General features: G+C 65.5%; 25 protein-coding genes and 3 tRNA genes. 9 read left to right on the top strand and 19 right to left on the bottom strand.

Features of this window, described 5'->3' with window-relative positions:
• Positions 1 to 36: 36 nt before the first annotated feature.
• From QI450_RS03965 to QI450_RS03950, 4 genes are read left to right on the top strand one after another with little or no spacing between them, the layout of a single operon-like run.
• Positions 37 to 1,254 (top strand): histidine kinase, encoded by a 1,218-nt coding sequence (locus QI450_RS03965; RefSeq protein WP_226774254.1) that lies wholly within the window; start codon positions 37 to 39, stop codon positions 1,252 to 1,254.
• Positions 1,255 to 1,290: 36 nt separating this feature from the next.
• The gene (locus tag QI450_RS03960; RefSeq protein WP_226774255.1) at positions 1,291 to 2,010 is read left to right on the top strand and encodes a LytTR family DNA-binding domain-containing protein; all 720 of its coding nucleotides are present in this window, start codon (positions 1,291 to 1,293) and stop codon (positions 2,008 to 2,010) included.
• Positions 2,007 to 2,384 carry a hypothetical protein gene (locus QI450_RS03955; RefSeq protein ID WP_226774256.1) on the top strand — a complete coding sequence of 126 codons (378 nt, stop codon included), beginning with the start codon at positions 2,007 to 2,009 and terminating at the stop codon, positions 2,382 to 2,384. Before QI450_RS03960 ends, QI450_RS03955 begins: the two co-directional genes overlap by 4 nt.
• A 7-nt stretch (positions 2,385 to 2,391) precedes the next feature.
• Positions 2,392 to 3,858 (top strand): cation acetate symporter, encoded by a 1,467-nt coding sequence (locus QI450_RS03950; protein ID WP_226774257.1) that lies wholly within the window; start codon positions 2,392 to 2,394, stop codon positions 3,856 to 3,858.
• A gap of 6 nt (positions 3,859 to 3,864) precedes the next feature.
• Here the strand turns inward: QI450_RS03950 and QI450_RS03945 are convergent, their stop codons facing one another.
• The 6 genes from QI450_RS03945 to rpsB all read right to left on the bottom strand — a co-directional run bounded on the left by QI450_RS03945 (position 3,865) and on the right by rpsB (position 8,915).
• A complete protein-coding gene (locus QI450_RS03945) occupies positions 3,865 to 4,443 on the bottom strand; it encodes a DivIVA domain-containing protein (protein ID WP_226774258.1) in 579 nt (192 codons plus the stop codon).
• 81 nt (positions 4,444 to 4,524) lie between these two features.
• Positions 4,525 to 5,445 carry a phosphatidate cytidylyltransferase gene (locus tag QI450_RS03940; protein ID WP_226774259.1) on the bottom strand — a complete coding sequence of 307 codons (921 nt, stop codon included), beginning with the start codon at positions 5,443 to 5,445 and terminating at the stop codon, positions 4,525 to 4,527.
• Entirely contained in the window at positions 5,445 to 6,002 is a 558-nt protein-coding gene (gene frr, locus QI450_RS03935) for a ribosome recycling factor (RefSeq protein WP_226774260.1), read from the bottom strand. The genes QI450_RS03940 and frr overlap by 1 nt, the downstream gene beginning before the upstream one ends.
• 109 nt (positions 6,003 to 6,111) lie before the next feature.
• A complete protein-coding gene (gene pyrH / locus QI450_RS03930) occupies positions 6,112 to 6,849 on the bottom strand; it encodes a UMP kinase (protein WP_226774261.1) in 738 nt (245 codons plus the stop codon).
• Between the two features lie 196 nt (positions 6,850 to 7,045).
• Positions 7,046 to 7,882, bottom strand: a complete 837-nt coding sequence (gene tsf / locus QI450_RS03925; protein ID WP_226774262.1) for a translation elongation factor Ts — start codon at positions 7,880 to 7,882, stop codon at positions 7,046 to 7,048.
• A gap of 133 nt (positions 7,883 to 8,015) precedes the next feature.
• Entirely contained in the window at positions 8,016 to 8,915 is a 900-nt protein-coding gene (gene rpsB / locus QI450_RS03920) for a 30S ribosomal protein S2 (RefSeq protein WP_226774263.1), read from the bottom strand.
• A gap of 526 nt (positions 8,916 to 9,441) precedes the next feature.
• Here rpsB and QI450_RS03915 point away from each other — a divergent pair.
• Positions 9,442 to 10,017 (top strand): peptidoglycan DD-metalloendopeptidase family protein, encoded by a 576-nt coding sequence (locus QI450_RS03915; protein ID WP_226774264.1) that lies wholly within the window; start codon positions 9,442 to 9,444, stop codon positions 10,015 to 10,017.
• Positions 10,018 to 10,126: 109 nt separating this feature from the next.
• Here QI450_RS03915 and QI450_RS03910 read toward each other — a convergent pair whose 3' ends face one another.
• The 6 genes from QI450_RS03910 to QI450_RS03885 all read right to left on the bottom strand — a co-directional run bounded on the left by QI450_RS03910 (position 10,127) and on the right by QI450_RS03885 (position 15,581).
• Complete coding sequence (locus QI450_RS03910) at positions 10,127 to 11,317, bottom strand: acyl-CoA dehydrogenase family protein (protein WP_226774265.1); 1,191 nt, start codon at positions 11,315 to 11,317, stop codon at positions 10,127 to 10,129.
• Positions 11,318 to 11,638: 321 nt separating this feature from the next.
• Positions 11,639 to 11,712, bottom strand: a tRNA-Ile gene (locus QI450_RS03905).
• 57 nt (positions 11,713 to 11,769) lie between these two features.
• Complete coding sequence (locus tag QI450_RS03900) at positions 11,770 to 12,987, bottom strand: glycosyltransferase (protein WP_226774266.1); 1,218 nt, start codon at positions 12,985 to 12,987, stop codon at positions 11,770 to 11,772.
• A gap of 104 nt (positions 12,988 to 13,091) precedes the next feature.
• The gene (locus QI450_RS03895; RefSeq protein WP_226774267.1) at positions 13,092 to 13,997 is read right to left on the bottom strand and encodes a DMT family transporter; all 906 of its coding nucleotides are present in this window, start codon (positions 13,995 to 13,997) and stop codon (positions 13,092 to 13,094) included.
• Positions 13,997 to 14,632, bottom strand: coding sequence for a CDP-alcohol phosphatidyltransferase family protein (locus QI450_RS03890; RefSeq protein ID WP_226774268.1), 636 nt, complete (start codon positions 14,630 to 14,632; stop codon positions 13,997 to 13,999). Before QI450_RS03890 ends, QI450_RS03895 begins: the two co-directional genes overlap by 1 nt.
• 55 nt (positions 14,633 to 14,687) lie before the next feature.
• Positions 14,688 to 15,581: a phage holin family protein gene (locus tag QI450_RS03885; protein ID WP_226774269.1), complete on the bottom strand. Its 894-nt coding sequence runs from the start codon at positions 15,579 to 15,581 to the stop codon at positions 14,688 to 14,690.
• Positions 15,582 to 15,763: 182 nt separating this feature from the next.
• On the opposite strand from QI450_RS03885, the gene QI450_RS03880 reads away from it, so the two are divergent.
• Both QI450_RS03880 and QI450_RS03875 read left to right on the top strand, forming a co-directional pair.
• The gene (locus tag QI450_RS03880; protein ID WP_226774270.1) at positions 15,764 to 16,987 is read left to right on the top strand and encodes a multidrug effflux MFS transporter; all 1,224 of its coding nucleotides are present in this window, start codon (positions 15,764 to 15,766) and stop codon (positions 16,985 to 16,987) included.
• Between the two features lie 200 nt (positions 16,988 to 17,187).
• Positions 17,188 to 17,595 carry a hypothetical protein gene (locus QI450_RS03875; RefSeq protein WP_309485681.1) on the top strand — a complete coding sequence of 136 codons (408 nt, stop codon included), beginning with the start codon at positions 17,188 to 17,190 and terminating at the stop codon, positions 17,593 to 17,595.
• Positions 17,596 to 17,671: 76 nt separating this feature from the next.
• Here the strand turns inward: QI450_RS03875 and QI450_RS03870 are convergent.
• From QI450_RS03870 to QI450_RS03840, 7 genes are all read right to left on the bottom strand, one after another.
• Positions 17,672 to 17,744 (bottom strand) — tRNA-Asn (locus QI450_RS03870).
• 135 nt (positions 17,745 to 17,879) lie between these two features.
• A tRNA-Asn gene (locus QI450_RS03865) sits at positions 17,880 to 17,952 on the bottom strand.
• 66 nt (positions 17,953 to 18,018) lie between these two features.
• Positions 18,019 to 19,959, bottom strand: a complete 1,941-nt coding sequence (gene dnaG, locus QI450_RS03860) for a DNA primase (protein WP_226774272.1) — start codon at positions 19,957 to 19,959, stop codon at positions 18,019 to 18,021.
• Positions 19,960 to 20,032: 73 nt separating this feature from the next.
• A complete protein-coding gene (locus QI450_RS03855; protein ID WP_226774273.1) occupies positions 20,033 to 21,322 on the bottom strand; it encodes a deoxyguanosinetriphosphate triphosphohydrolase in 1,290 nt (429 codons plus the stop codon).
• A complete protein-coding gene (gene dusB / locus QI450_RS03850) occupies positions 21,315 to 22,496 on the bottom strand; it encodes a tRNA dihydrouridine synthase DusB (protein WP_282359299.1) in 1,182 nt (393 codons plus the stop codon). The genes QI450_RS03855 and dusB overlap by 8 nt, the downstream gene beginning before the upstream one ends.
• Before the next feature lie 65 nt (positions 22,497 to 22,561).
• Complete coding sequence (locus QI450_RS03845) at positions 22,562 to 24,031, bottom strand: YibE/F family protein (protein WP_226774980.1); 1,470 nt, start codon at positions 24,029 to 24,031, stop codon at positions 22,562 to 22,564.
• Between the two features lie 86 nt (positions 24,032 to 24,117).
• The gene (locus tag QI450_RS03840; protein ID WP_256446859.1) at positions 24,118 to 24,177 is read right to left on the bottom strand and encodes a BBE domain-containing protein; all 60 of its coding nucleotides are present in this window, start codon (positions 24,175 to 24,177) and stop codon (positions 24,118 to 24,120) included.
• Positions 24,178 to 24,634: 457 nt separating this feature from the next.
• Here QI450_RS03840 and QI450_RS03835 point away from each other — a divergent pair, with 457 nt between their 5' ends.
• Complete coding sequence (locus QI450_RS03835; RefSeq protein WP_226774978.1) at positions 24,635 to 25,384, top strand: alpha/beta fold hydrolase; 750 nt, start codon at positions 24,635 to 24,637, stop codon at positions 25,382 to 25,384.
• Positions 25,384 to 26,196: a DUF1295 domain-containing protein gene (locus QI450_RS03830; protein WP_226774977.1), complete on the top strand. Its 813-nt coding sequence runs from the start codon at positions 25,384 to 25,386 to the stop codon at positions 26,194 to 26,196. The genes QI450_RS03835 and QI450_RS03830 overlap by 1 nt, the downstream gene beginning before the upstream one ends.
• The last annotated feature ends 1 nt before the right edge of the window (position 26,197 follow it).

Raw genomic sequence — 26,197 nt, 5'->3', positions numbered from 1 at the left:
GCCCCTGCCCGTCCTGCGCCGCGATACGCTGGGCGCATGCCCGACTCTCCGCTGTTCATCACCGCCGCCATCGCAGTGATCGCGGCGGCGATCGCCGTCGTCGTCGCCGTCGGTTTAAAGGTGCTCCGCTCCTTCCGGGAGCTTGGCACCGACGCGGAGCGGGCCACCTACAAGACGCTGCATACGGCGTCGCGCGCCGGCCAGCACCTTCGCACGGGGCTTAACCCTGCCGGTGCCGCGAAGGCGAGCCGGCAGCTGCGCAACCTGCTGGGCTGTGACGCGCTGGCGATCACCGACGCTGCCGGCGTGCTCGCGTGGGACGGTGCCGGCGAGGAGCTTGAGCCGCTGCTGATGGAGCTGGCGTCCGGGGTGCTCGCCGGCGGCCACACCGCGGTGATCCCGGCGGGTGAACTGCAGGAACTGGCACAAAACAAGGGCTCCGTGAGCACCCGGCCGGAGGTGGAACGCGCCGCGGTGATTGCCCCGATCAAGGCCGGGGCCCGGGTAGTGGGCGTCGTGGCCGCTTTTGCCCCGGCGGCCGGCGCAGGGCTGGTACGGGCCACCAGCGAAGTAGCCGACTGGGTGGCCGCGCAGGTGGAGCTGGCCGAACTCGACGCGTCCCGCACGCTCCTGATGGAGGCAGAGGTGCGGGCACTCCGGGCCCAGATCAGCCCGCACTTCATCTACAACTCGCTGAACGCGATCGCATCGTTCATCAATACCGACCCGGTCCGGGCCCGTGAACTGGTGGTGGAGTTTGCAGATTTCACCCGCTACTCCTTCCGCCGGCATGGTGACTTCACCACCCTCGCCGAGGAACTGCGCTGCATCGACCGTTACCTGCTGCTGGAGCGGGCCCGGTTCGGCGACCGCGTCCAGGTGAGCCTCCGGATCGCCCCCGAAGTGCTCAGCACCGTCATCCCCTTCCTGAGCCTGCAGCCGCTGGTGGAAAACGCCGTCCGGCACGGTCTCGAAGCCAAGGAGGGCCCCGGCCACATCGCCATCACGGCGCACGACTCCGGCGCCTTCGCCGAGGTGACCATCGAGGACGACGGCGTGGGCATGGATCCGGACCAGCTGCGGACGATGCTCGCCGGGCACGGCGAGGGAGACCATGTTGGGCTGCGCAACGTTGACGCCCGGCTGCGGCAGGTCTACGGCGACGACTACGGGCTGGTCATCGACACGGCACCCGGGGAAGGCACCCTGATCACGATGCGCGTGCCTAAATCCCAGCCTCGCCACGACGCCTGACCGGGACCCAAATGCCGTCGGCAGTAGTCTTGAGCCATGATTAACGTCCTCGTCGCCGACGACGAGTTGCCCGCCGTTGAGGAACTAGCCTTCCTGCTGGGCCGGGATGACCGAATCGGCGCTATCTTCCGGGCTTCCTCCGGTGCCCAGGCTCTGCGCGCCCTCGAGGCCGAGGAGGTCGACGCCGTCTTCCTCGACATCCACATGCCCGCGGTCTCCGGCCTGGATATCGCCCGCGTCATCGCCCGCAGCAGCAAGCCTCCCGCGATCGTTTTTGTCACGGCCGACGAGGACTGCGCGCTGGAAGCGTTCGAGTTGGCCGCCGTCGACTATCTGCTTAAACCCGTCCGGGCCGAGCGGCTGGCGAAGTCGATAGGCAGGATCAGCGAGTTGCTCAAGGACGGCGCGCCGCGACCGGAAATGATCACCGTTGACCTCGGCGGCACCACCAAGATGATCCGCCGCGAAGACGTCACCTATGTCCAGGCCCAGGGAGACTACGCCAGGCTGCATACCACCGACGCAAGTTACCTCATCCGGGTACCGCTGGCCGACCTGGAACAGCAATGGGCCGAAGCCGGGTACCTGCGCATCCACCGTTCCTACCTCATCGCACTCAAGCATGTCAGCCAGATGAAGCTCGCGGCCGCCCGGCCGAGTGTCACCGTAGCGGGGGCCGAACTGCCCATCAGCAGGCGGCATCTGCCCGCGGTGCGGGAAAAACTCGAGGCGACCCGAATCCGTCCCCAGTCATGACCCGGGTCCGAGTCACAGCGCCCCGCAACACCACACCCGGCGCCGGCTTACCGCCGGCTGCACTGCCGGGCGCCGATTCGCGCGACGCCGCGGAGGAATCCGATGCCGGGCAGGTTTTTGTCCGTTCGCTGATCCGCTCGCAGTTGCGGCTTGCGGTGGTGGTGGCCGCAGGCTTCCTGCTGATCCTGGTTGCATTCCCGCTGATGCTGGGTCTGGTCCCCGGCCTCGCTGACTCAACGATCCTGGGACTGCCCTTCGACTGGGTGCTGCTCGGCGCCGGGATTTATCCGGTCATCGGACTCAGCGCCTGGCTGTATGTCCGGACCGCGGCCAGGAACGAGGCCCGCTACCGGGATCTCGTTGGAGACAAGTGAGGCGCCCGTGAACCCCGTCGTCGGCATAGCGGCCTTTGCCGCCGTCTCGCTGGCCACTGCCGCCATCGGCTTCTATGGGCTGCGGATCTCTCGCACCACCGGGGATTTTTATGTTGCCTCCCGTACTGTCCGGCCCTGGTGGAACGCCTCGGCGATCGGCGGTGAATATCTTTCGGCGGCGAGCTTCCTCGGCGTCGCCGGACTCATCCTGCTCTCCGGCACTGACGCGCTGTGGTTCCCGGTGGGGTACACGGCCGGATACCTGATGCTGCTCCTTTTTGTCGCCGGCCCGCTTCGCCGCTCCGGTGCGTACACCATTCCCGATTTCACCGAAGCGCGGCTCGACTCCCGGGTGGTCCGCAGCGTCACGAGCGTCGTCGTTGTGGTGGTCGGCTGGCTGTACATCGTTCCGCAACTCCACGGCGCGGCGCTGGCCATCCGAATCACCACCGGGCTGCCCTCTTGGGTAGGGATGGTGGCGGTGGTCGCCGTCGTCTGCGTCACAGTGGTGTCCGGTGGAATGCGGTCCATTACCTTTGTCCAGGCGTTCCAGTACTGGCTGAAACTTACGGCACTTGCAGTGCCCATCCTCTTTGTCGTTTTTGTGCTGGCGGACTCCGGGGCACCGGCTGTGGCCCCGGCACCCGCGAACCCGACGGGCGCGGCGCCGGCGGGGCTATACCAGAACGTCTCGCTGCTGGTCGCGCTGCTGTTCGGGACCCTCGGGCTGCCCCACGTGCTGGTGCGCTTTTACACCAACCCCGACGGGCAGTCCGCCCGCCGCACTACCCTGATAGTTCTGGGTTTACTCTCGGTCTTCTATCTCTTCCCGACGGCGTACGGGCTGATCGGCCGGATGTTCGCGCCGGAGTTGGCGCAGAGCGGCCAGGCCGATGCCCTGGTGCTGCTGCTTCCCCGGGAGCTTGTGGGCGGCATGGCCGGTGATCTGTTGTCCGCCTTAGTGGTCGCCGGGGCCTTTGCCGCGTTCCTGTCCACGACGTCCGGACTGGTGGTTTCGCTCGCAGGCGTGATCAGCCAGGACCTCTTCGGCGGCAGTGTCAAAGGCTTCCGGCGGGCGGCAGTGCTGTCGGCAGTGGTCCCGCTGGGAATCGCATCGATGACGGGTTCCCTTGCCCTGGCCGGCAGCGTAGGGCTGGTTTTTGCCTTTACCGCATCCACACTGTGCCCGGTGCTTCTGCTGGGCATTTGGTGGCGCGGGCTGACCGACGCGGGGGCAATCGCCGGTATGGCCGCAGGGTCGGTGTTGTGCGGCGGGGCGATGGTGGCGGGGTCCATGCTGGGCGCCCGGGGTACCCCCGATTGGCTGGCGCAGCCGGCGGCCTGGACGGTGCCGGCCGCGTTTGCCGTGATAATCCTGGTTTCCCGGGCCACCCGGAACCGAGTGCCGCGGACCGTCACCCGGCTTATGACGCGCCTGCACACCCCTGAGCGGCCGCTGGTCACGGAGCGCTGACAACGCTCAGTCGATTGCGGCCATCAGCTCTACGACCCGGTCCAGGAAAGCGTCCACCTGGTTTTCCTCGTAGCCATCCTTGCCAACGGCGGGGCGGAAGACAGCGCGGCGGACATTGTCCACACTCAGCGGCTTGTCTTTTTCCAGGTAGCCGATCAGCGAGTGGCACAGGTCATCCACGTCGCTGGTGTTGTAGCTGCGGGCTTTGACCTTCGCGGGGCGCCGGAAGCGCTGGCCGTCGGGGCGGTGCAGCCGGCCACGGAGCATTCCGGCGAGCCGGCCGATCTCGCGGAGCCAGGCGTCCTCGCCGCGTTCGAGGACAAGCTCGTCGCGTTCCCGCACGGCGAGGGCGTCCTCAAGCCGGTCCAGGGCCGCGTCCACGGCTGCTGCAGCATAGCCGGCCTTAACGGGGTCGAAGGAGACGGCACGGACATCGGCGCTCTTGACCGGCCGCCCGGCGGACCGGGGGGATTCGAAGGAAACCCGGGCGCGCTGCATAAACTGGTCCACTTGCTTGGCATTGTAGCCGTACTGGTTCCGCTCCACGCGGTCAAAAGACGCAGGAATCTGACGTTGAATGTCCACTGTAACTGTTGTTCCTTCAATGCCGTTCGGCTGGTTTGCCCGGCACCATTCTAGGGGCCGGAGGGTGGAAGATTGACAGCCTCACGCGCCGGCAAAGAGTGAGTAAAGGATAAACGCCGCCGGGGAAGCGAAGACGATCGAGTCCAGCCGGTCCATAACCCCGCCGTGCCCGGGCAGGATACTGCTCATGTCCTTGATCCCCAGTTCGCGTTTGACCATGGACTCGGAGAGGTCCCCGGCTGTTGCTGCGGCCACCATGCCCGCAGCCAGCGCCGCACCGAACCACCAGGGCTTGTCCAGTACGTAGACGGCGGCGAGCACCCCCACAAGCGTGGCACCGGCGATGGACCCGGCGAAGCCCTCCCAGCTTTTTTTGGGACTGATTTTCGGTGCCATCGGGTGCTTGCCGATCGAAGCGCCGACGAGGTAGCCGAAAGTGTCATTCGCGACCACCAGCAACAGCAGGGTGGCAATCTGCCAGGCTCCGGGAGGAATGAGGCCGTCCGGCCAGAGCCACACCGGCGTTTCGCCCGCCACGGTATGCAGCGGCAACACGGCGAAGCTGATCATAAACGGGATCCAGGCCAGGGTGAAGACTCCGGCGAAGATGCTGCGCGCGGAACCGGCGGCACCGTCCAGGGACCGCCACAACAGCACCGCTACGCTGCTGAGCATCATGGCGAACAGGAGGCTCTCGACGCCGCCAAAGTAGGAGGATACGGGCATCGCCGCGGTGCCGATCATCACCGGGACGATCGGCACTCTGGTGCCCGAGGCTTCCAGCGCCCGAAAGACTTCCCAGACGCCGAAAACGCCAAAGGCCGTGACGATCAGGACAAAACCCAGCGGCAGGAACAGCAGCCCGCCCAGGACAAAAAAGAGCATCCCAAGACCCACCACAATCGCGGCGGGTAGATTCCTGCCGGCTTTCGGCGTCGGGTTTGTCCGTTGCTTCCGCCGCACCCGGATATCAGCTCCGGGTTCCCCCTGTTCCTGCGTCATTAGACCTCGAGCAGCTCGGCTTCCTTGCGCTTGAGCAGATCATCGATACCGTCGACGTGGGCCTTGGTCATGGCGTCGAGTTCTTTTTCGCCGCGGTTGCCCTCGTCCTCGCCGGCTTCGCCATCCTTGACGAGCTTGTCCAGCGTTTCCTTCGCTTTGCGGCGGATGTTGCGGATGGACACCTTGGCATCCTCACCCTTGGTCTTGACGATCTTGACGTATTCCTTGCGGCGTTCCTGGGTGAGATCGGGGATGGTGATCCGGATGACGCTGCCGTCATTGGAGGGATTGGCGCCCACCTCGGAGTCGCTGAGGGCCCGCTCGATCTCGCGCAGTGCGCTCTTGTCGAACGGCGTGATCAGGATGGTGCGGGCATCCGGGATGGCAAAGGACGCCAGCTGCTGCAACGGCGTAGGCGAACCGTAGTAGTCCACCAGGACTTTGTTGTAGAGGCCCGGGTTGGCGCGGCCAGTGCGGATCGAGGCGAAGTCTTCCTTGGCTACCTCAATCGCCTTGTCCATCTTTTCCCCGGCTTCGAGCAAGGTTTCTTCGATCACGATCTCTCCTCAGAAATTGGTACACCCGCCACTGGCGGGGTGCTGTTGTGTTCCGGCTGCTTTCCCGCACTGCGGGGGCGGAACTGTCCTCGAAACATCCTAGCCGCTGCTAGGGACTGACTACGGTGCCTAGGTCCTCGCCCAGAATGGCGCGGGTGACGTTGCCATCACCTTCCATCCCGAACACCACCATGGTGAGGTTGTTATCCTTGCACATGGTCATGGCCGTCTGGTCCATCACACGGATGTCCCGGCGGAGGGCTTCGTCGTAGCTGAGGTGGTGCAGCTTCTCGGCCGTGGGGTCTTTCTTCGGGTCCGCCGTGTAGACGCCGTCGACGCCGCTTTTGGCCATCAGGACGACGTCGGCGTGAACCTCCAGGGCGCGCTGGGCGGCCACTGTGTCGGTGGAGAAGTACGGCAGGCCCGCACCGGCGCCGAAGATGACAACACGGCCCTTTTCCATGTGGCGGATGGCACGGCGCGGAATGTACGCCTCAGCGACCTGGCCCATGGTGATGGCGCTTTGGACCCGGGTCTCGACGCCGGCCTGCTCCAGGAAGTCCTGGAGGGCCAGGCAGTTCATCACCGTGCCAAGCATGCCCATATAGTCGGCCCGGGACCTGTCCATGCCGCTCTGCGAGAGTTCGGCTCCGCGGAAAAAGTTTCCGCCGCCGACGACGATGGCAACCTCGACGTCCGGCACTGCAGCGGCGATCTGCTTGGCCACGCCGCGGACGGTATCCGGGTCAACGCCGAGCTTGCCGCCCCCGAAGACCTCGCCGGAGAGCTTCAACAGGACGCGGCGCCTGCTCTTCTTTGGCTGGGCTGAAGTGGTGACGGTTTCCATGGTGCCTTCCCGTTGGTGAGCTCTGAGCTAGGTTATCGTGCCCGGGGCCAAAGGCGTGACTCGCCCCGGGCCAGGATGCGCCCGGGGTCACCCGGGCGCGTGCAGGGTGCATAACACTGGGCCTGCATACAAAAAGGGCGGCCACCGCAGTGGCCACCCCTTTTGCGTGTCTGACGAGGGTCAGACGGGTGTCTGGCTAGGAACCGACGCGGAAGCGCGTGAACGCGGTGCCCTTGACGCCGGCCTCGGTGAGGACCTGCGCAACAGACTTCTTGGCGTCCTTGGCGAACGACTGGTCAAGGAGGACCTCGCCCTTGTAGAAACCGGTAACCCGGCCTTCCACAATCTTGGTCATTGCTGCCTCGGGCTTGCCTTCAGCCTTAGCCGTCTCTTCGGCGATGCGCCGCTCCGACTCAACGAGCTCGGCCGGCACATCCTCGCGGGAGAGGTAGTTCGGGGACATCGCGGCGATGTGAACGGCGACGTCGTGGGCTGCGGTGTCTGCCGTCTCGCCTTCGCCGTCAACTGCGAACAGGACGCCGACCTGGGCCGGGAGATCCTTGGAGGTCTTGTGCAGGTAAGCGTCGACTGTGGCACCCTCAACGCGGGAAATCCGGCGGACAACAACCTTCTCGCCCAGCACGGCGCCCTCTTCGATAACAACCTCGGAGAGCGGCTTGCCGTCAACTTCGGTGGCCAGCAGGGTCTCGAGGTCGGCGGCGCCGGACTCGACTGCAACGGCCAGAACCTTATCGGCCAGCTGGATGAACTTGTCAGCCTTCGCGACGAAGTCGGTCTCGCAGTTGACTTCAATCATTACGCCGACGCCGCCGTCGACCTTGGCAGCAACCAAGCCCTCAGCGGTGGAACGGCCTTCGCGCTTGGTAGCGCCCTTGAGGCCCTTGATGCGGATGATTTCGATTGCCTTCTCGGCATCGCCGTTGGCCTCGTCAAGAGCCTTCTTGACATCCATCATGCCGGCGCCAGTGCGCTCGCGCAGAGCCTTGATATCAGCGGCAGTGTAGTTCGCCATGTGAACCCCTCTGTCTAGAAATTATGGGTGGTGTACGGACCGACAGGACGGCAGCTCACCAGGTGAGCCACCATCCTGTCAGTTCCCCTGCGCTGCGGAGAGCGGGCGGGGAGATCCGAATTTATTTGTCTGACTACTTGGCTTCGTCGGCCGCAGCAGCTTCGGCAACCGGTGCCTCTTCAGCAGCAGCAGCTTCGGCAACCGGTGCCTCTTCAGCAGCAGCAGCTTCGGCAACCGGTGCCTCTTCAGCAGCAGCAGCTTCGGCCTTGTTGCCTTCGAGGAGCTCGCGCTCCCACTCGGCGAGCGGCTCTTCCGGAGCTTCCGTGGTGCCGGTGGCGCGCTGGTTGCGGGCGATGAGGCCTTCAGCAACGGCGTCGGCAACAACGCGGGTCAGCAGGTTCACGGAGCGGATGGCGTCGTCGTTACCCGGGATCGGGAAGTCGACTTCGTCGGGATCGCAGTTGGTGTCCAGGATCGCAACAACCGGGATGTTCAGCTTCTTGGCCTCGTCGACAGCAAGGTGTTCCTTCTTAGTGTCAACGATCCACAGCGCGGAGGGCGCCTTGGTCAGGTTGCGGATACCACCGAGGTTGGTGTTCAGCTTGGTGAGTTCGCGGCGAAGGAGCAGCAGTTCCTTCTTGGTGTAAGCGGAACCGGCGACGTCGTCGAAGTCGATCTCTTCCAGTTCCTTCATGCGCTGGATGCGCTTGGAGACGGTCTGGAAGTTGGTCAGCATACCGCCAAGCCAACGCTGGTTCACGTACGGCTGGCCCACGCGGGTGGCCTGCTCGGCGATGGATTCCTGCGCCTGCTTCTTGGTGCCGACGAAGAGAACGGTGCCGCCGTGTGCAACGGTGGCCTTCACGAACTCAAAGGCACGGTCGATGTAGGACAGCGACTGCTGCAGGTCAATGATGTAGATGCCGTTGCGCTCTGTGAAGATGAAACGCTTCATCTTCGGGTTCCAACGGCGGGTCTGGTGTCCAAAGTGGACGCCGCTGTCAAGCAGCTGGCGCATAGTTACGACGGGCATGCCGGCGCTCCTTCCGGCAGGTCATTCATGAGAGAGCCCATGGGATCTCTTACCCTGCCACTAGTTGACGGTTGATTAGCAACACCCAGGCGGGCAGTGCTCCTGGCATCCACTGCGCTTCTTCTCCGAACCACTGGCCCGGACCGAAAGAGGCGCAGTCCAGCTCATCTGAAGGGTTTAAGCTTCCAATAAGCCGGGCTGGATACGCGTAGTCAGCGCTGCTTCCCCGCACCCCTGAATGAGGCGTGCCGGCTTGGACAAGTACCTTGTTCAAGCGTGAGGGCACAGCAAACTGCTCCACCAAGTGTACTACAGGGACGGTGTAAAACCGGACGGCTTCCCCGCACCTGAAGGGGCTGCGTGCGAGCCCGAAACCTACCGCCCGGGCCCTACGCCTGGTGGCCGGCGGCTTGCGGATTTGAGGTCGCCGCGGCCGTGGAGCCGCCGTACGGGAGCCCCGGCTGCGCTATCCACATAACACCCGGCAGCGCTTCCTTCGGTCCGGGTGCGGTTGCAGGCTTGGAACATGAAACGTCGGATGCATCGTGCGGCCCTGATCGCCGTTGTGTTGGCCATCTCCCCCGCGGCGGCCGCCGCCGTCCCGGGTCCCGCCGGCGGTCCTGCCGGCGGCGGCCCAAGCGGCGGCGGCCCAAGCGGCGGCGGCCCCGGGGTGGCCACCGGGTGGAGCTGGCCGCTGCACCCCGCCCCTGCCGTCCTGCGCGGCTTTGATCCGCCGGCGAAGCCGTGGCTGGGCGGCCACCGCGGGGTGGATCTCCAGGCTACGGACGCGGGCGCCCCGGTCACCTCGCCAGCCGCCGGCCGGGTGAGCTTTGTCGGCATCGTTGTGGATCGTCCGGTGATCACCGTGGATCACGGCAACGGGATCAGAAGCAGCTTCGAGGCGGTGCGCAGCGATTTGAAGGATGGTGCCGCCGTCGCGGAGGGGGCTGTCCTGGGCTGGATCCAGCCAGGCCACTGCACACCGGGACCGTGCATCCATTGGGGAGTCCGACGCGCCGATAGCTATCTTAATCCACTGGCCTTCGTGACCGACCTGCGGCCTTCAGTCCTACTCCCCCCGTTGGACCCCACCCCCGGATAAGGGTCAAGCCTGCAACCGCCGGACGGGATGCGGCCGCCGGAAGGGGATGCGGCCGCCGGGGCAGCACGCGTGCATCGACGAGCTTGGCGCAGGTGGCTTCGCGCGCTGGCTAGACGATCGCGGAGATGCCCGTGATCGCTCGGCCGGTGACGAGGGTGTTGATCTCGTGGGTGCCCTCGTAGGAATAGATGGCCTCGGCATCGGAGAAGACCTTGGCCATCTCATAGTCGGTCACAATCCCGTTGCCGCCGAGAACGCCACGGCCCAACGCCACACTCTCACGCATGCGTGCGGTGGTGAATGCCTTGGCCAGGGCAGACTGCTCGTCCTTGGCCTGGCCCAGGTCCTCCAGCTGGGAGAGGCGGACCATCATACCCATCGAGCTGACGGCGTTGCCGAGAATCTGCACAAGCTGGTGCTGCACCAGCTGGAAGGAAGCGATCGGACGCCCGAACTGGCTGCGTTCCACAGCGTAACGGCGCGCCACGTCGAAGGCCGCAAGCTGCTGGCCCACTGCCTGCCAGGCAACGGCAAGGCGGGTGACCTTGAGGACCTTGTTCGTGTCGCGGAAGCTGTTGGCGTTCGCGAGCTTGAAGAATTCCGGCACCACTACGTTCTCAAGGGTGATGTCGGCGTTCTGGACAGTGCGCAGCGAGATCTTGTTCTCGATCTTGGTGGCGCGGTAGCCCTCAGTTTTAGTGTCCACCAGGAAACCTTTCACCTGGTTGTCGGCAAGGTCCCGGGCGTAGATGACCACCCAGTCCGAGAACGTGGCGTTGCCGATCCAACGCTTTGCTCCGTTTAGTATCCAGCTGTCTCCCTCCCGGCGTGCAGTCGTTCTTGTGCCGCCGGCAACATCGGATCCGCCGAGGGGCTCGGTGAGGCCAAAAGCGCCGATCTTTTTGAGCGAGTAGATGTCCGGTAGCCACGCGTCCTGCTGCTCCTGTGAGGCCAGCGCCTCAATGGAGCCGGTAAAGAGTCCGTCATGGACGCCCATAAACGTGGCAATGGAGGTGTCAGCGCGGGTTGCCTCGGCGTGCATAATTCCCGCGAAGAGGTTGGAGTACCCCTGCCGCCGGACCGGGCTGACCAGATCAATCTCGGCAAGCTTGGGAATCAGGTCCATCGGGAATTCCCCGCGGTTCCAGCAGTCAACGGCGATCGGTTTGACTTCGCGGGCCAGGAACTCCCGGACCTCCGCGAGCCGGTCCCGCTCCTTGCCGCTGAGCAGCTGCTCGAACGCAAAGAAGTCGCCGTCGGCGTAGGGGAGGTTGTTGATGTCGATGTCAGCTTTGGACATGGTGTTCCTTCACGTGGGATCAGCAGCGGCCAGGATGACGCGGGCGTTGCGCCGGCAGGATGTTACTCACGAGTAACTTACCGCACCACTCGGGAGCACCGCAAGTGACGCAGGCCATAGCCCAGTGCAGGAAAGGCCATATTTTGATTCCGTAACAAGCTGCCGGCGACGGCGCCAGGCAAAAAGAAGCCGCGCGGAAGCGGGCAATCCCCGGGGGCCGGCCAAAAAACAGTAGCCGGGCAAAAACGGGAGCCGTGGCTGGCGCTGTCACGCCGGCCACGGCTCCCGTGGATGCGGGCCCGGCAGGGTCCCGCTTAAAGGTAGGGCTACTCGGACTTGAACCGAGGACCTTAGGATTATGAGTCCCGCGCTCTAACCAGCTGAGCTATAGCCCCGTGGGCCAGGAAAACGTTTCCGGCCTGAGGGCCGTTCGCTTTCCGGGCAAAATCACTCTAGCAATAGTAGTGTCCCGGGTCAGACAACGAGGTCGTCGTACTCGCGCCGCGGTAAAGGTCCTCGAAGCACCGGAGGGTGCGTTCGAGGCTGTGGCTTTCCACCATTCCCCGGCTCGCCTTGCCCATCGCCGCCAGCTCGTCCGCGGGCAGCGACAATACCCGGACCATCTTGGCTGCCAGGTCGTCACTGTCATTGGGTGTAAACAGGTAGCCGTTCTCGCCGTCGTGCACCAGGTGCGGCAACGCCATGGCGTCGGCCAGCAGGACCGGGGTGGAGGCCGACATCGCTTCCAGCGTCACGAGGGACTGCAGTTCGGCGGTGCCGGGCATACAGAACAGATCAGCGGCCTGGTAGGCCTTGCGGAGATCGGCGTCACTGGCCAGCCCGAGGAACTTCACCCGGTCCTGCAGGCCCAACCGCGCAACCTGTGCCTCGAGGGCCGGGCGCACTTCGCCGCCGCCGACAATCTCGAGGTGAACGTCAAGCTCCTTGGGTGTCTTCGCAACAGCATCGATGAGGACGTCTATGTGCTTTTCCTCGGCCAGCCGGCCCACGAACAGTGCTGTGGGGCTGGCGTGGCGCACCAGCTCCTCGCCGGGTTTGAGTTCGTAGGCGGCGGAGTCGATGCCGTTGGAAAGCGGCAGCACCTTGCGCAGGAAGGCGTGCTCGTGCATTGCCTGGGCGGCCAACGGGGTCGGGGTGGTGACGACGTCGGCCTGGCCCATGACCTTCCCCATGTCCTTCCAGGAAATGCGCCCCACAATGTTCTTGAACCACTGCGGGAACGGCAGGAACGGGTTCAGGTTCTCGGGCATAAAGTGGTTGGTCGCCACAACCCGGATGCCGCGCTTGAGTGCCTCGTAGAGCACATGTTCGCCGATCATGTAGTGGCTTTGGATGTGCACCACATCCGGCTTGATCCGGTCGAACAGCAGGCTGATTTCCTTTTTGATTTCCCAGGGGAACGTGATCCGGAAGTATTCGTGCGTGGGCACTGAGTGCGAGCGGATCCGGTGGACCGTACCCTCCTCGCAGAATTCGGAGTAACTCCCGCCTGTGTCCGGGCGGCAGGCGAGGACGTGAACGTCGTGACCGCGCGCCTTCATTCCCTTGGCCAGGCGGTAGCCGAACATGGCAGCGCCATTGACGTGGGGCGGATAGGTGTCCGCGGCAATCAGGATGGTCAGCGGGTGCTGGTTGTCAGGCATGGTCACGTGGAGAGCTCCTGGTGGTCACGGTGAGGGCAGCTGGGTTGGTGGTGGCCGGCTGGCCAACGGCAGAGGCGTACCTGGCCTGCTGCTGAGTTCTGGTTGATGTCCTAGGACACGCGCCCTTCGGCCTTCCGCGCTTCCCTCTTGCGCTTGGTGACTTCGGGATGGTGCCTGGACAAGGCGATCACTCCCACGATAGCAAGCGAACCGGCCACGCCCATCGCCATCGCAGTCACGGCATGCACGTCGGCGCGCAGCTCACCCAGGATCGTGATCCCGATCGCGATGCCAACGATCGGGTCTATCACAGTCAGCCCGGCAATCACGAGGTCCGGCGGACCGCCGGAGTACGCGTTCTGGACGAACCAGGAGCCCAGTCCGCCGGCAGCCGCGATGGCGACCACCGAGTACCACGGCACGTTCAGCAGAACGAGCCCGTTCGGGTCCAGGAGGTGCCTGCCGATGATGCGGGTCAAGACGGCAACAAAGCCAAACAGGATACCGGCGCCGAGGATGTAGACGAAGGCGCTCATCCGGTGTTTAAACATCACGGTCAGTGTCCCGAACACACCAACCCCCAAGGCGAGCAGGAGCACAATGGTTAGCTCATCGGAGGAACTGACCTGGTGGTTCTCCTGGGTCACGTTGACGGCCAGGAGCACAAACATTGCCGAGCCCGTGACGCAGGCGGAGATGGCCACCACAGTGGCCCGGTTGATGCTCAACCCCTGGTCCTTGGCGTTGACGATGGTGGTGATGACCAGGGCAATCGCCCCGATCGGCTGGACCACGGTCAGCGGCGCCATGACCAGTGCGACGGCGTTCATCGCCATGCCCACGGTCAGCAGCAGCAGGCCAAACACCCAGCGCCGGCTGCGGAGCAGCCTGAGCAGGCCATGACTGCTCAGGGCCAGTCCCCCGGTGTCCGCCTTGACGGCGCTGCCCTGGCGCTGGGCGCCGATGGCGAGGCAAAACGCACCGAGAACGGCCAGCAGGACAGCGAACCACACCATTAGGGGGTGCCGCCGTCGACGTCGGGTGTGTGGTCCTTGACTGCGGTCCCCTTGCGGATGATGGCCCAGAAATAGTTGTAGGCGGCGATCCAGTGACCCACGAGGCCCAGCCCGAGGCAGATCCAGGCTGCGACGAGGTAGATGCCGGCGCCCGGAACAGGGAGCTTCGCGAGCACAAGCAGCGGTGTTCCAAGCAGCAGCAGGGCAGTCCGGACCTTGCCGATCCGGCTGACGGGCAGGTCAGGGTGGCTGTGGAAGTAGTACAGCGACAAGGTCAGCAGGACGCCGTCCGGGATAAGGAGGGCCGCGAGGTACCACCATTGCACAACGCCGGCGATCACGAGCGTCACGGCAACGGCAATCAGCGCCAGCCGGTCCGCGATGGGATCCATAACCCGCCCCAGATGGGACATCTGGTCGTAGCGGCGGGCAACGTAGCCGTCCACCCAGTCGGTGCTGCCCATGACCGCCAGGACGAGGGCAGCAAAGCCATACTCCTGCGCCCCGAGGACGAGCCAGATGAACAGCGGGACGCCAAGGAACCGTACCACTGTCAACACGTTGGGGATGGTGAAGACCCTGTCGTGGTGAGTCTGGGGCTGACCAGGCCGGGCTCCAGCGCCGATGAACCTCATCGGATCCCCCTTTCCCTGGCCGGCAACGTGCGGACGTTGCAGTTCAGCGTTCTGCCTAACCTTTGAGTAGTTTGCGCAGCAGGAATACCATCGCAGCGGCCGAGGCGGCCAACGCGACGAGCGGTTTCCACCGCTGTCCCAAGTCGGCTGCCATACCCGCCGCTCCGGTCGGGCTGCCATCCGGCACCGCACTGCGTGCCGGAATGTGCCCGACGGCGGAGCGGAACCCTGCGACCTTGCCGCCGAGCTGTTCCTTGCCGTTCTGCAGCTTCGCCTGCGCCGCGGTCAGCAGGGCCTGCGCCTGGGGCTTGACGTCGAGTTCAGCATTGAGTTCATCACGGACCCCGGTGAGATGGGCCCGGCGCTGGCCCAGCCGGCGTCGCAGTTCCGATTCCGTGGGCGGCGGACCGAAGTCGGGCTCGGCGGCTTTCTTCGCTTCCTTCTCAGCTTTGGCCTTGGCTGCGGCCTCAGCCTTCGCGGCCTTCGCGGCCTTGAACTGAGCGGACGAAGGATCCAGCAGGGCAGCATCGAAAGCGGAGCCCTCCTTGGCGATGCCAAGGTCGTACTTGAGGCCGCGGATGGTGTCGGCCGGGACCAGCGGCATGGCCTTTTTGAATTTGTTGACACCTACCAGGCCGGCTATCGCGGCAATCAGCAGGAAGACGGCGCAAACCAGCAGGGCGGCGAGCCAGGCCGGCATAATCGTGGCGAGACCCATGATGGCGGCGACAATAAGGCCAATGACGAGGAAGGCGACGAATATAAGGGCGACGGCGAGAACGGCGGCGGCAACGCCGACTTGGATGCCTTTGCGCTTGATCTCGACTTTAGCCAGGGCAATCTCGTCGTTGAGCTGCCGCGGAGCCAGCTTGAAGATTAGTTTCAAGGTCTTGGGCAGCGCTAAAATGCGCGGCGCCCCGGTTGTCCCGCCGCTGTGACGTCCGCTCATCGGTCCTGCCTCACTCGTTACGTCTGTGATTCCGCTTCCGCGGGCTTGTCGGGTCTGCGCAACCTGACGCAGACCCCGGTGTCAAAACTACCATTCAGTCTTCCCGGCGCGTCGCCGGCGCGGGCTGTGGCGCGCCCGTTCAAGGCACCTTGCGGTGAGAGTGAGCCCTAGGATTGGTCTCTGTGACTACACCCACGAATCCCGGTGATTCCCTGAGCCGCCGTCGGAAGCTCCTCTACATTCTGATGCTCGGCGCGCTGACCGCGTTGGGGCCGTTCACTGTGGACCTTTATCTTCCGGCGTTCCCGGCCCTGGAAGAGAGCCTGAAGGTCTCGGAGGCGGCTGTCCAGCTGACGCTGACCGGCACCACCATCGGCTTTGCGTTGGGCCAGTTGGTGGTCGGTCCGCTCAGCGACAAGTTCGGCCGGCGGCTACCGCTGATCCTCGCGACCGGAGTGCACATCACGGCCTCCCTGGGGGCGGCACTGTCAACTGATATCTCCACGCTGGGCTTCTTCCGGGTGCTGATGGGGATCGGTGCCGCGGGCGGGGGCGTGGTGGCCATGGCCATGGTCCGGGACCTGTTCAGTGGTTACGCCATGGTGCGCATGTTCTCCCGGATGGCCCTGGTAAATGGCCTGGCGCCCATCCTTGCTCCGGTAATCGGCTCGCAACTGCTGCTTTTTATGCCGTGGCCCGGGATCTTTTTGTTCTTGGCCGGCTACGGGGCCTGCGTCCTGACCGCAGCGGTGTTCGTCGTCCGCGAGACACTGCCCCGGGAAATGCGCGGAAAAACCGGCATGACTGCCCGCCAGCGGTACGCCGTGCTGTTCGCCGACCGGATTTTTGTGGGGCTGCTGCTGGTCGGGGGTATGAACTTTGCCGGGCTGTTCACCTACCTTTCCGCGTCACCTTTCCTGTTCCAGAATGTGTACTCCTTCAGCCCGCAGCAATACGGGCTGCTCTTCGGCGTGAATTCGCTGGGTATTGTCGCCGGTGTGCAGACCAGCTCGCGGCTTATCCGCAGGGTCCCGCCGCAGTGGATTCTGGCCTGCTCCACGGCGTGGATGTTCCTGATGGCAGTGTTGATCGTAGTTTTCGACCAGCTGGGCCTTGGGCTGTGGGGCGTGATGGTGCCGCTGTGGTTCTACATCCTCGGCGCGGGATTCACGTTTCCCTGCGTCCAGGTGCTGGCTTTGGCCAAGCACGGAGCGCAGGCCGGGACCGCTGCTTCCCTGCTGGGTGCCGCCACCTTTCTGCTGGCGGGCCTCATCTCGCCGGTGGTCGGCTGGCTCGGAGTCACCTCAGCCACGCCGATGGGCGCCGTCCAGGCCGCGTGCATCTTCCTGTCCGCCGCGTCTTTGTGGCTGATAGTCCGGCCCCGCACGGTACCGGCGATCCAGTAGCAAGCCACCCGCGGGACATGCCCACCCCTCGCGGGACAAGCCCCCCTCCGCGGGACATGCCCACCCTTGGCACCCAGGACCGGGCACATAGCCACTATGTCCGCCGGGGAACCCAAACACAGAGCATGTCCACCTGGTGCGGGCGTGGTCCCGCCGTCCGGCCCTGTTGCGGCCCCACACCGGGCGATAAAGTGGAAGACGTGCCCCACTGGCAGGATCCTCCGCCCTTACCGGCCACGTGGCAGCGGTCCGACACCGGAATCCTGCCTCTGTGGTGGGATCGCCTGTGCACCCAAATGAGCCAACAGTCGGCCGCGCTCTTCGCCGCAGGGCTGTTCGCCGAGGACCGCCGGCGCCCGATCGCGCAGTGGTACAACCCGGCCCACAATTCCGCGCTCCTGGTCGCCCCGGAGACCTCCCCGGAGTGGCCCGTGCAACGCTTCGCCATCTTCTACGCTCCGCCAGGTGGCGGCTTCACCCAGGTCCACTCGGCGCCGCACGAATGGCACCCGCGAGAACCACGCACGTCCCCCACCGAACGCGAAGCCTTCCAGGCCGCCGTGGCCGAGGCTGAACGCTTCCTGCAGGTGGAGATGTACTTCGTCTGAGCACGCGGGAGGGTGCCCGGCACAAGCACAAAAAAGGTCCCGCAGCCGGATACTCACCGACTGCGGGACCTGTCCGCTCCTCCTGCTGGACTTGAACCAGCAACCCTTCGATTAACAGTCGAATGCTCTGCCAATTGAGCTAAGGAGGAATGAAGCAGGTATGACATTAGCAAAGGTTTTGCCGCTTAGGAAATCGGCCTGCTGCAACTCCCGGCTACCCCCCTCGATACCCCCGCCGGGTATAAAAAGTCCCCGCCCCGGTTGCCCGGGACGGGGACTGCGCGCTCCTCCTGCTGGACTTGAACCAGCAACCCTTCGATTAACAGTCGAATGCTCTGCCAATTGAGCTAAGGAGGAATGAAGCGGATACAAGCCTAGCAAACACCGGGCCGGGAAGCGAAATTGAATCCCCCTGCCGGCCTGTCAGGCCTCCGAGCGCAGCGACCGCCTCTGCATTTCCAACTGCATCAGCTCGCGGTTCAGCCGTTGGAAGTCCTCCGGGTCGGCGGAGGCGTCCAGGCGCTGAAGCTGTCCCATCTTCTCGGCCTTGACCCTAGTGATCTGCAGTTCGAACAGCCGAGCCAAGATATCCCGGCAGTAGCGCAGCACGCCGTCGGACGTGCTGGCGGGCAGCGGCACCACGGCCAGCTCGGACACAAGCGGGCGCAGCGGTTCGGGCACCTCCTGCAGCAACTGCTCCACCCACCGTGCCGGATCGCCAGCGAACGCCAGGCCGGTGGCCCGGATGGCCTCGTGGATGGCCAGGTACGCCGGTGTGGAAAACCTCGCCTCGGAGAAACGCAGCCAGGTCTCACCTTCCAGCATCGCGGACTGCTGCAGGGCAACCTCCAGCGCCTGCCGTTCCATTGCCGCCACGGGGTCGCGCGGGTCGGGCCGGTTAAAGGCCGGCAACCCGGCCGCCGCCGGCACGGGTGCCACCCCGGGCGCGGAGCGGCCACCGGCGACTGGCGAGGGACCTTGACCCTGCCCCCGGCTCTGGCCTTGGTAGTGGCCGCCGCCCGACGGCGGCTGGGCGGAACGCTTGGCGGCTGCGAGCACGGCACGGCTGACTTCCTCTACCGGCATGCCCAGCCAGCCGGATAATTCCCGGGCATAGGCGGGACGGATGCCGGCGTCGCGGATCTGCGCGACGACCGGTGCCGATTCCCGCAAGGCTGCGATCCGGCCCTCGACGGTGTCCAGATTGTGCCTCTTCAGGCTGGCCCGGATCGCGAATTCAAACAGCGGGCGGCGGGTGCCGATAAGGTCACGGACGGCAGCGTCACCCTTGGTCTGTCGCAGCTCGCACGGGTCGGCCCCGCCTGGCTCGACGGCCACGTACGTCTGGGCGACGAACCGCTGGTCCTCTTCGAAGGCGCGCAGCGCCGCCTTCTGTCCGGCAGCGTCGCCGTCGAAGGTAAAAATGACTTCGCCGCCGCTGCCGTCGTCGGACAGCAGGCGGCGGGCAATCTTGATGTGCTCGGTACCGAACGCCGTACCGCAGGTGGCCACGGCGGTCGTGATCCCGGCGAGGTGGCAGGCCATCACGTCGGTGTAGCCTTCCACCACAACGATCTGGCGGTCCTTGGCGATGTTGCGCTTGGCGAGGTCGATCCCGTAGAGGACCTGCGATTTCTTATAGAGCGCTGTTTCGGGTGTGTTGAGATATTTCGGGCCCTGGTCGTCTTCGTAAAGCTTGCGGGCTCCGAAGCCGATTGTGTCCCCCGCGATGTCGCGGATAGGCCAGATCAGCCGCCCCCGGAACCGGTCGTAAATTCCCCGGCCGCCTTCGGAGAACAAACCGGTGAGTTTGAGTTCGGGATCGGTGTACCCCCGGCCACGGAGGTGCTTAAGCAGGGAATCCCAGCCCTGCGGGGCGTAGCCGACGCCGAACAGTTCGGCGGCGGCACGGTCGAAACCTCGGCCGTGCAGGAAGTTGCGGCCTTCCGTAGCCCCGGTGGTCAGCAACTGGGCGCGGAAGAACTCATCCGCTACCTTGTGGGCGTCGAGCAGGCGCTGCCGACGGCCGACGTCTTCGCGGTTCGGGCCGGAGCCGCCGTCCTCGTACCGGAGTTCGAAGCCGATCCGGGCGGCGAGTTTTTCCACGGCTTCCTGGAACGAGGTGTGGTCCAGTTTCTGCACAAAGGAGATGACGTCGCCGTCTTCGCCGCAGCCGAAGCAGTGGTACCGGCCGACCTGGGGCCGGACGGTGAACGAGGGCGACCGCTCGTCATGGAACGGGCACAGGCCTTTGTAGGAGCCCAGCCCGGCGCCCTTGAGGGTCACATAGCCGTCGACGACTTCCTTGATGTCCGTGCGCTGGCGTACTTCATCGATATCTTCACGTTTGATCAGGCCAGCCACAGTGCCATCCTAGTACCGCGGACCTCAGGCGGCCGCCCACTGGCAGGACACTGCGGGCAAGTCACCGGAGACGTCACCACAGCGATGGCAGGCTGCCCACGAGCCGCTCATACATCGCCAGCGCGGACCCATCGGTCAACGACGCGACTTGGTCGATCACCACACGCAGCCGAGCACCGTCGTCGGCGGCGTCTCGCCAGTCCGCCGCGAACATGGGCTCCAGGTGTCGGTCCCCGGTCGCGCTCAAAGCGGTCACCAGGGCGTGCAGGACCTCGCGCTGGCGTTCGTAAATGGGCTGCCTGTGTTCGGTGGTCATCACGAAGGTGGTGGCCAGGCCTTTCATCACGGCGATTTCCATCACGGTCTCGTCCGGGACAATCAGCTCCGCGTTGTACCGGGTCAGATTCTCCGGTCCGTAGACCGCCCGGGTGGACGCCAGCGCACTCTGGCAGAACCGGCCAATGAGCTGGCTTGTCATGTCCTTGAGCGCTGCCATGGACTTGCGGCTCCCATCGGCCTCGCGCACCCAGACGCTGGTGGCCTCCAGTCGGGCGAGGGCGGCATCTATCTCGGCGGCGTCGTAATGCGGGAGGTACCACTGCTTCGCGTAGCCGACCACCCGGGCCCGGTGGTCGGGATTGTCCATCCAGCGGAGCTGGAAGTGCCCGGCGACGATCGCATCCTCGACGTCGTGCACTGAGTAGGAGATGTCATCGGCGAGGTCCATAACCTGCGCTTCGAGGCAGGAGCGGCGTTCGGGCGCATCCTCGCGGATCCAGTCGAAGATCGGCAGGTCGTCCTCGTAGGCGCCGAACTTGCTGGTCCGTTCGCCGCGGATGACGGGTGCATTCGCGGCTGACCACGGGTACTTCGCCGCGGCGTCGAGGCTCGCCCGAGTGAGGTTCAGCCCGGCAGGCCGGCCGTCCGGCGCCAGGACCTTGGGCTCCAGCCGGGTCAGCAGCCGCAGCGTCTGGGCGTTTCCTTCGAAGCCGCCGATCGCGTGGGCTACCTCGTTCAGGGCAGATTCACCGTTGTGGCCGAAGGGCGGATGGCCAAGGTCGTGGCTGAGGCAGGCGGTGTCCACAACATCGGGGTCGCAGCCCAGGGCGCGGCCCAGTTCCCGGCCCACCTGCGCCACTTCGAGGCTGTGGGTGAGGCGGGTGCGGACGAAGTCGTCAGTATCCGGGGCCACTACCTGGGTTTTTGCCCCAAGCCGGCGCAGGGCGGAGGAGTGCAGGACCCTGGCGCGGTCCCGTTCGAAGTCAGAGCGGTAGGTGGACTTGGCCGGTTCCTCCACCCAGCGGGCACAGTCGCGGCCCAGGTAGCCGTCCAGCACGGGCGCGGTTGTCCTGGTTTCAGCCACCGGAAACGTCCAGTTCCGCGTGGCTGATCTCACGCGACTGCTCGGCGTCCATGTTGCGGTCCAGCAGCCAGTCCTTGGGCAGGGCGGGCTTCTTGGGCGAGCCGGCGCGTCCGCGGGGGCCCTCGGCGTCACTGCCGGGGTACGGCGAATCAAGGTCCAACTGGTCCAGCGTTTCGCGCAGGACCTCAAGACTAGTCACCATGGCGAGTTTGGTCCGCAGTTCACTGCCGACCACGTAGCCCTTGAAGTACCAGGCCATGTGCTTGCGGATTTCACGCAGCGCCTTGCCTTCATCGTTGCCAAAGGTTTCGACCATCAGCTCGGCGTGCCGGTAGACACCCTCGGCCACTTGCCGCAGGTCCGGCTTGTGCCGCTCGTCGCTGCCTTCGAAGGCAGCCATAAGATCACCGAACAGCCACGGGCGGCCTTGGCAGCCGCGGCCCACGACGACACCGTCCACGCCGGTCTCCCGGACCATCCGGATGGCATCCTCGGCCGACCAAATGTCACCGTTGCCGAGCACAGGGATGTCCGGAAGGGCTTCGCGCAGCCGGGCAATCGCGGACCAATCGGCCTGGCCCGAATAGAACTGCGCGGCGGTGCGGCCGTGGAGCGCCACGGCGGCAACGCCGGAATCGCGGGCAATCCGTCCGGCGTCAAGGTAGGTGAGGTGGTCCTCGTCGATGCCTTTGCGCATTTTGATGGTCAGCGGGATGTTGCCCTTGGACGCTTCCTTCACGGCGGTCCGGACAATCGAGGTGAACAGATCGATCTTCCAGGGCAGGGCGGAGCCGCCGCCCCGCCGGGTTACCTTGGGTACCGGGCAGCCGAAGTTGAGGTCGATGTGGTCCGCCCGGTCCTCCTCCACGAGCATCCGGACGGCCTGGCCGACCGTGACCGGGTCCACGCCGTAGAGCTGCACGGACCTGACCTTCTCGTCCTCGTCATGCGAAATGATGCGCAGCGATTCCGGCGTGCGTTCGACGAGGGCACGGGAGGTGACCATCTCCGCGACGTACAGGCCGCCTCCGTATTCTCGGCAGAGCCTGCGGAAGGCTGAGTTGGTAATGCCGGCCATGGGAGCAAGGATCACGGGAGTATCCACCGTAAGCGGGCCCAGCTTCAGGGGCGGGAGTTCCAGCTTGGGGGCGGGAGGGGTAGCTACAACAGTCACTTGTCCATTGTCTCAAATCCGGGCAAATCGGTCGGAACCCCCGCCCGCTATGTGGAAATCCGGTGTCAGTCCCGGTCGGCGGCCCGGCGTCCGCGCCGCCCCGCCGGCCCAGTTTCAAAGGCGCCGGCGGCAGCGGCACCGTCGAAGTCCGGACGCGGACCGGCAGCTGCACCGGCACCGGCAGCGGCTCCTTCGCGCAGGGCGGCATCGATGACTGCGGCACCGGCGGGGCCCGCGTCGGCCCCCTTGTGCAGGGTGTCCTCGGTGGCTGCCCTGCCCGCAGCTGGCCTCATCCCGGTCGCTTTAACGACCAACACGGCGATCAGCGTCGTCACCGGGATGGCCAGGACAAGCCCGACGGAACCGACGAGGGTGCGGATCACTTCCTCGGAGAGCTCGGCGCTGGTCAAGGCGTCCCCGAGCGGCCTTTCGTAAAGCATCACCAGGATCAGCACCGGCAGGGCCGCGCCGGCGTAGGCGAAGGCGATGGTGTAGACGGTGGAGGCGATGTGGTCGCGTCCGATCCGCATGGCGGAGGTGAACAGCTGGCGGGCGGACGTTTCCGGCGCCAGTTCCCACAGCTCCCACACCGCCGAGGACTGTGTGATGGTGACGTCGTTCAGGACGCCCAGGCCCGAGATGATAAGGCCGCACAGGATGATGCCGGAGATCGAGATGTTGTCCGAGATGTTCGCCAGGGTGGCGGAGTCGTGGCTGCCCACCCCGGCGAGGTTGGCGGCGTCGGTGGCCCAGGCCGCCAGCAGCGCGGTGATGGCGAGCCCGAACATGGTCCCGAGCAGCGCCGTCGAGGTCCGGGCGGAGAAGCCGTGGGCGAAGTAGAGGACCCCGATCATGATCACCGTGGACCCCACCAGTGCCAGCAGGAGCGGCGGTTTGCCTTCCACGAGGCCGGGCAGCATAAAGCTGACCAGCACCGCATAAGCCCCGACGAGTCCGATCAGGGCGCGCAGCCCGCGCCAGCGGGCCACGGCGATGACAACGACGGCGTAGAGCACCGCGAGGAAAATGATCGGCATGGTCCGGACGAAGTCGACGAAGACGTAGGCCGGCGCGCCATGGGTGTCCGCCCCCTGGGCCTTGGAGAGGTTCAGGTAGCGGATGTTGTCGCCGGGCTTTACGCCGTGGGACTTCGCGACGTCCGGGTTGATGACCACCTTGACGGGGTTTCCGCCCCTGTCCGGGTTTGTGAACGCAAAGGTGCACTCCGATCCCTGCTGCGGTCCCGCGTCCGCCACGGGCTGCCCTTGCTGGAGCGCATCCATGCAGCTGCCAGTGACAACGCGCTGGATCTTGCCCGTGTCGAAAGTGACGCCGGGCGCGGCCGCATAGGGGCTGGCCAGCGTGATGCCCTCTTTGCTGCCCGAGGGCCACAGCAACCCCATCGCCACGAGTGTCAGCAGCGTCAGCGGGATCAGGACAGCGGCCAGAATGACGTTGGCTTTCTTCCGGGCGGCGAGCGCAGCCGGCGTCAAATCCGCCTGCCCGTGCGGGGTGTGTGAATGTCCGGCGCCCATCAGCGGTTCAACCTCATGGGAAAAACTCTACGGCGCTCCGCGGCGCCGTCCGGACCAGCGACGCCGCGACACTGTATCCCGCCTGGTTAGGCCGGCGCGATATTCTGGTTCATGCGGAAGAGGTTCTGCGGATCGTATTTGGCCATATCCGCCCTCAACCGCTGATAGTTCGGCCCGTAATTTTCCGCGACCGGCCCAGATCGTCGCCGTCCATGAAGTTGATGTAGCCCGCAGTCTCTGAATAGGGCAGCAGAGCCGCTGCATAATCCCGCACCCAGGCGATGTTCGCCTCGGTGTCCCGGGAGTCCTCCCAACGGCACGCTATGACCGGCGAGAATCTGGCGTCGCGGTTCGGAAACGCTTATTCCTTCACCCAGAACCCGTCAATAGGATGCGGCCGGTACGCCCGCAGGGCACGCGTCCCAGCTCTAAAGCCCATCTTTCCCGGGCACTGCTCCGAATGTCCTGTGGGCCGTCCCCGGGAACCGCGGGACCTGACGCGCCCTGCGGCTCGGAGCCCCACTGCGGGCGCTGCGCCCTATGGTTGGAAACGACGGTTAAAAACGACGGTTGAAAACGACGGACACGATGTGGAGGTACGGCATGGCCATACGCAAGTTAGACGACCGCGAACCTGAGCGCCCGGGCCCCGCCGCCAAGGCCGTATTGAGCATTGCCGCGGCAGCCGGGGAAACCCGGGGAGTTGCCCTGGTCCTGCACGGCGGACGGTCCGACAGCTTCGAATCCGTCCGTGCCCGGCACCTGAGTCCGGCCCGGATGCTGCCCTTCGCCCGCGCCCTCCGCAACGCCGGCACTGACGATGGCCTGGCAGTCTGGACTCTTCGGAACCGGTACCGGGGCTGGAACGGCGCGGCGATGTCCCCGGTCCAGGATGCCCGGTGGGCACTGAACCACATCAGCCGTGAACATCCTGGGGTTCCGATCTATCTTCTGGGCCACTCGATGGGGGGCTTGACCGCACTCTGCGTCGCGGACCACCCGCAGGTGGAAGCCGTCGTCGCCCTTGCGCCCTGGCTTAACGCCGAAACCCCGGTGGAGCGAGTGGCCGGCCGCCGGATCCTGATCGTCCATGGCACCGAGGACCGCTGGACCAGCCCCGGGAACTCGCTCGCGTATGCCCGCCGGGCCGACGGCGTCGCCGAGTCCGTGGACTACGTCTCCCTCAAGGGAGCAGGGCACTTTATGTTCCGCCGGCTGCACCTGTGGAACTTGCTCGCCAACGGTTTTATCCTCGATGCGTTCGCGGGCGGTTCAAGGCCGGACCCACACGGCGGCGCCGGCTCGTTCCGCAGCCTCCTTCCCGCCGCCGCCAGCCTCCCGGTGGTGCTGTAATGGCGGACTTTCCGCTCACCGGCTTCCTGGCCAGCCTGCCGTGGGTGGCGGCGGGCCTTGTGGTGCTGCTGGCCATCACCTTCAGCATCGCCGTCCGGCAGAACCGCCACTCCGTCATCGACACCGTCTGGGGCCTGGGCTTTGTAGTGGCGGCCGTCATCTCCTGGTTCCTTTCCGCCGGAGCCGGCGACGGCGGCCGGCGGCTGCTGCTGCTGGCGCTGGTGGCGGTCTGGGGCATCCGCCTCGCCGTCCACATCGGGCTTCGGGCCCGCGGCGGCCACGAGGATCCCCGCTACGTCGACATGCTCTCCTCAGCTCCGGGGTCCCGCAACAGCTACGCGGTGCGCAAGGTCTACCTGCCGCAGGGTGTGATCCTGTTCTTCGTCTCCCTGACCGTCCAGGTCGGGATGTTCGGCACCGGAAACCTTGGCTGGCTGGCATGGCTTGGTGTGCTGCTGTGGACTGTCGGTTTTGTTTTCGAGGCGGTTGGCGACTGGCAGCTGGCGCAGTTCAAGGATGATCCGTCCCGGCGCGGGACCGTGCTCAACACAGGGCTTTGGCGTTACACCCGGCACCCGAACTACTTCGGCGACGCCGCTGTTTGGACCGGAATCTTCCTGGTGGCCGCAGATTCCTGGCCGGGGGTATTGACGGTCCTCTCCCCTGCACTGATGATCTGGCTGCTAGCGGGCAAATCCGGCAAGCCGTTGACCGAGAAGGCCATGTCCGCCCGCCCGGGCTATAAGGAATATGTGGAGTCCACGTCGGGCTTCCTGCCCCTGCCGCCCCGCCGGATTCAGGGCGGTCGCTGAC

Source organism: Arthrobacter sp. EM1 (genome assembly GCF_029964055.1).
GTDB lineage: Bacteria > Actinomycetota > Actinomycetes > Actinomycetales > Micrococcaceae > Arthrobacter.
Note: the sequence above shows the minus strand (reverse complement) of the source record. Positions and strands in the feature narration are given on the sequence as shown.